Annotated in this window: 6 protein-coding genes; 4 read left to right on the top strand and 2 right to left on the bottom strand. The window is 32.7% G+C overall.

What is annotated here, in order from left to right:
• Window positions 1-190: 190 nt before the first annotated feature.
• Both EV203_RS13100 and EV203_RS13095 read right to left on the bottom strand, forming a co-directional pair.
• Window positions 191-400, bottom strand: coding sequence for a hypothetical protein (locus tag EV203_RS13100; RefSeq protein ID WP_132040895.1), 210 nt, complete (start codon window positions 398-400; stop codon window positions 191-193).
• 34 nt (window positions 401-434) lie between these two features.
• Window positions 435-650, bottom strand: coding sequence for a helix-turn-helix transcriptional regulator (locus EV203_RS13095; protein WP_132040894.1), 216 nt, complete (start codon window positions 648-650; stop codon window positions 435-437).
• A 166-nt stretch (window positions 651-816) separates the two neighbouring features.
• Here EV203_RS13095 and EV203_RS13090 point away from each other — a divergent pair, with 166 nt between their 5' ends.
• The 4 genes from EV203_RS13090 to EV203_RS13075 all read left to right on the top strand — a co-directional run.
• Entirely contained in the window at window positions 817-1,209 is a 393-nt protein-coding gene (locus tag EV203_RS13090; RefSeq protein ID WP_132040893.1) for a helix-turn-helix domain-containing protein, read from the top strand.
• A 13-nt stretch (window positions 1,210-1,222) separates the two neighbouring features.
• A complete protein-coding gene (locus EV203_RS13085) occupies window positions 1,223-1,771 on the top strand; it encodes a topoisomerase DNA-binding C4 zinc finger domain-containing protein (RefSeq protein ID WP_165911627.1) in 549 nt (182 codons plus the stop codon).
• A 50-nt stretch (window positions 1,772-1,821) separates the two neighbouring features.
• Window positions 1,822-2,178: a hypothetical protein gene (locus tag EV203_RS13080; RefSeq protein WP_132040896.1), complete on the top strand. Its 357-nt coding sequence runs from the start codon at window positions 1,822-1,824 to the stop codon at window positions 2,176-2,178.
• 19 nt (window positions 2,179-2,197) lie between these two features.
• Window positions 2,198-3,686, top strand: a 1,489-nt coding sequence (locus EV203_RS13075; RefSeq protein WP_132040891.1) for a recombinase family protein, incomplete at its 3' end; no start/stop codon positions are given.

Raw genomic sequence — 3,686 nt, 5'->3', positions numbered from 1 at the left:
ATATTTTCTTACTAATTCTACATCCACAAAATACACCTCCAATAACTTATGCAACTTTTTTGTTCCGCATTTTGGGCATACTACGGCTATATACTATGTTTTTATCATCAATTTCCAGCCTTCATCGGCTTTTTCTATTCTGATTGGAACTATTTTCATAAGTGCTTCGGCTATTCTAATAAGCAGGTCTTTATTCTTCATTGGTTTGAATTCCAACCACATTTCCTTTTTCCTCCTCGATGAACCTTTTTATTTTTGGATAAAGATATTGTACCAAAGGTTTAAAATACTCTTCTTCGTCTACTTCTTCATACTTAATTATTTCTTCGGTGTCTGGTGTGAACTCTCCTGCCATGAGCTTTTCTCTAGATATGGTGGTTTTTATTATTCCTACCTTCATGAGATCACTTCCTTTATATCATTTTTATAGTTATTTACTTTACGTTGCTTTTAGGAACATCAATATTTAAAAAAATATTGTCGTCATTTACATTAAGAACTTTTTTAATTTTAGTAGCTACATCAAAAGATGGATTTTTAATACCTAACTCAATATTAGTGTAACTGGTTCTTGCTATTCCAACCTTTTTGGCTATTTCTGCCTGTGTGAGACCAGCTTGTTTTCTCGCTTTTTTTAGATAGTATCTCATTTTTCTCCTCCTACTTTATGTCCCGTTTAGCAACTTTACCTAATCTTATTATAGTTCCGTTTAGAAACATTGTCAAGAGTTTTTTAAAAAAATTTTTCTTTTTGGGACATATTGTTTATTTTAGGGACATTTTTAGCTACAATAACATAAAAGGAGGTTTCGAAAAATGACATTTTCAGATAGATTGAGAGAACTACGTAAAGAAAAAAACTTAACCCAAGAGGACCTTGCAAAGATACTAGGAATAAGTCGTTCTACTATAGCGGGATATGAGACAGAAAGGAAGGAACCAGACTATGAAACCCTAAAAAAAATAGCTGATTTTTTTAACGTTTCCATTGATTATCTTCTTGGTAGAACAGATATTCGCTCTCCAGTTGACGAGATTACTGAGGCTGTTTCTGATGATCCAGAGCTGTTTGAGTTTTGGAATACATTAAAGGAAAGGGAGGATTTAAAGCTTTTATTTAAGCAGACCAAGAAGCTTTCTCCTAAGGATATAAAACAGATAATTCGAATAATAAAGGCTATAGAAGATGAAGAAGATAAAGAGGAATAAAGGTGGAAAGAACATGAAAAAAGTTAAGTGTAAGCAATGTGATGGATATTATGTTTTAAAGTCAGGGAAATTTGGTAAATTTGTGGGTTGTTCGAATTTCCCTGATTGCAAATCAACATTAAAGATTTATGAATGGGCATTTGAATATATAAAAGAATTTGGTATTAATCTTTATAGTTGGGATAGAATTTGTTGGAAGTGTGGAAAAACTACAAAAGTTTACTCCTATTTTTTAAATTACGATTTAGAAGAATTAGATGAATACTTTTCATGGTTAGATCCTATTGGATTAGGTGATATAGAAATTCTCGATAAATTTCTATCTACTAAATACCGCACTATACGGAAAATATTTAGTAAAACAGTAAGTATGAGTTATTTTGCAAATACATGCGAACATTGTGGAGCTTTACAAGGTAGGTTTTTTATTGTTGAAGATCCTCATGAAATTATGTCAGATTTATTTAATCATAATATGGATAGATATTTTATTGAGAATATACCATACGGAAAAGTAAAAATCCCATTAGAAGAAATAAAAAAATTTTTTACACATTGGTAAACTGCTACAAAACATTCTTGTTGTAAAGAAGATAAGGGGGAATGATTCAATTGAGCAGTATCAATTTACTTAACACTTCTCTCATGAAAGCTTTAATGGATGAAACAATCCCATTTCATGATGTTATGAATGCATTTGGTATACGAACTCATATAGTGTTTAATTTACCCTCAACAGTGCTGGGGTTTACATATATAAGTAGGAGAGGAAACTATCATTTATTACTAAACGGAAATGTAAATTACAGGACACAAGTTAAGACATTTATTCATGAAATACAGCATATATTGAACGATATGCCACAACATAGCTATATTATAGGACTTAACATGGAATATTTAGAGTTGGAAGATAAAGCAGATGAAATATCGGAAAAGATATTAGAATATATTACAAAAGCTGAATAAGATTGGGAGGGGATTTCTCATGGCTGAAACAGAGTTAAGAGCTGCTGCATACGCAAGATACTCCAGCGATAATCAGCGAGAAGAGAGCATTGAGGCCCAATTAAGGGCTATAAAAGAGTACTGCGAAAAGAATAGTATACAGCTAGTAAAAATATACACTGATGAAGCAAAGAGCGCTACAACTGATGATAGACCGGCATTTCTGCAGATGATAAAAGACAGCTCATTAGGTCTTTTCAATGCTGTTATTGTACATAAATTGGACAGGTTTGCACGCAACAGATATGACAGTGCCTTTTACAGAAGACAGTTGAAAAAGAATGGTGTAAGATTAATATCGGTATTAGAACAGCTTGACGATAGTCCCGAGTCTATAATTCTTGAGTCGGTACTTGAAGGAATGGCTGAGTACTACTCCAAAAACCTCGCAAGGGAGGTAATGAAGGGATTGAAAGAAAATGCTTTTCAGGCCAAATTTAATGGAGGTATACCACCTTTAGGATATGATATTGTAGATGAAAAATATGTGATAAACGAAAAAGAAGCTGAGGCAGTAAGATTGATTTTTGAATTATATGCACAGGGATATGGATATAGGCAGATAATTGATGAATTAAATTTAAGAGGTTACAGAACGAAGAAGGGGAATCCGTTCAGCAAAAACAGCATTCATGAAATTTTGAAAAATGAAAAATACATTGGTAAATATATATTTAACAAAGGTACAAAGAAAAATCACAGAATGGTAAAAGAAGACGTAATCGTTGTAGATAATGCTATTCCTGCAATAATAGATAAAGACCTGTTCGAACAGGTACAAAAGAAAATAGAAGAAAGAAAGATAACAAGAGGAGCTAATTCTGCAAAAAGGATTTATCTTTTGTCAGGTCTTGTTTACTGCGGAATATGCGGTTCTAAAATGGTAGGGTGTTTAAGCAGAGGGAAATATGTAACTTATAGGTGCAGCAGAAAAGACAGAACAAAGCAGTGTACAAACAGAGATATAAACAAAGAAAAACTGGAAGCTTTTGTCATTGATGAGCTGAACAAGAGAGTACTTGACCCAAAAGTAGCGCCAGTATTAGCTAGGTTTTTAAATGAAGAAAATCAGAAGCTGAATAAAGAAAGGGCAGAAGAAATTGCTTTCTTGAAAAAGCGCTATAAGGAGGTTGAAGAGCAGATGAAAAACATAGTAGAAGCTATTGCTCAGGGGATGTTCCAGCCGATTATGAAGGAAAAAATGAATGAATTAGAAACAATAAGAAATGAGCTTGCTTACAGAATTAAAGAGCTGGAAAATAAAAAAGAAACAAACTTTATTACACCAGAAATAATTTTAAAAATCTTTGAAAAGGATAGGGAAATAATTAATTCATCGAAGGATCCTTACGAAATTAAAGAAGTGCTAAAAAACTACATAAAAAAAATAATCGTCACCCCAGATGAAATAAAGTGTGAATTCTACTTCTGGATAGGTGACGATTTCCGTTCTTTGCTGGTAGCGGCGA

The sequence above is a fragment of the Caldanaerobacter subterraneus genome, assembly GCF_004345675.1.
In the GTDB taxonomy this organism is placed as follows: domain Bacteria; phylum Bacillota; class Thermoanaerobacteria; order Thermoanaerobacterales; family Thermoanaerobacteraceae; genus Thermoanaerobacter; species Thermoanaerobacter subterraneus.
Note: the sequence above shows the minus strand (reverse complement) of the source record. Positions and strands in the feature narration are given on the sequence as shown.

Bases quoted from the DNA above. Each gene is read 5' to 3' on its own strand.
- EV203_RS13100 (WP_132040895.1), bottom strand. From the start codon at position 400: ATGAAGGTAGGAATAATAAAAACCACCATATCTAGAGAAAAGCTCATG.
- EV203_RS13095 (WP_132040894.1), bottom strand. From the start codon at position 650: ATGAGATACTATCTAAAAAAAGCGAGAAAACAAGCTGGTCTCACACAG.
- EV203_RS13090 (WP_132040893.1), top strand. From the start codon at position 817: ATGACATTTTCAGATAGATTGAGAGAACTACGTAAAGAAAAAAACTTA.
- EV203_RS13085 (WP_165911627.1), top strand. From the start codon at position 1,223: ATGAAAAAAGTTAAGTGTAAGCAATGTGATGGATATTATGTTTTAAAG.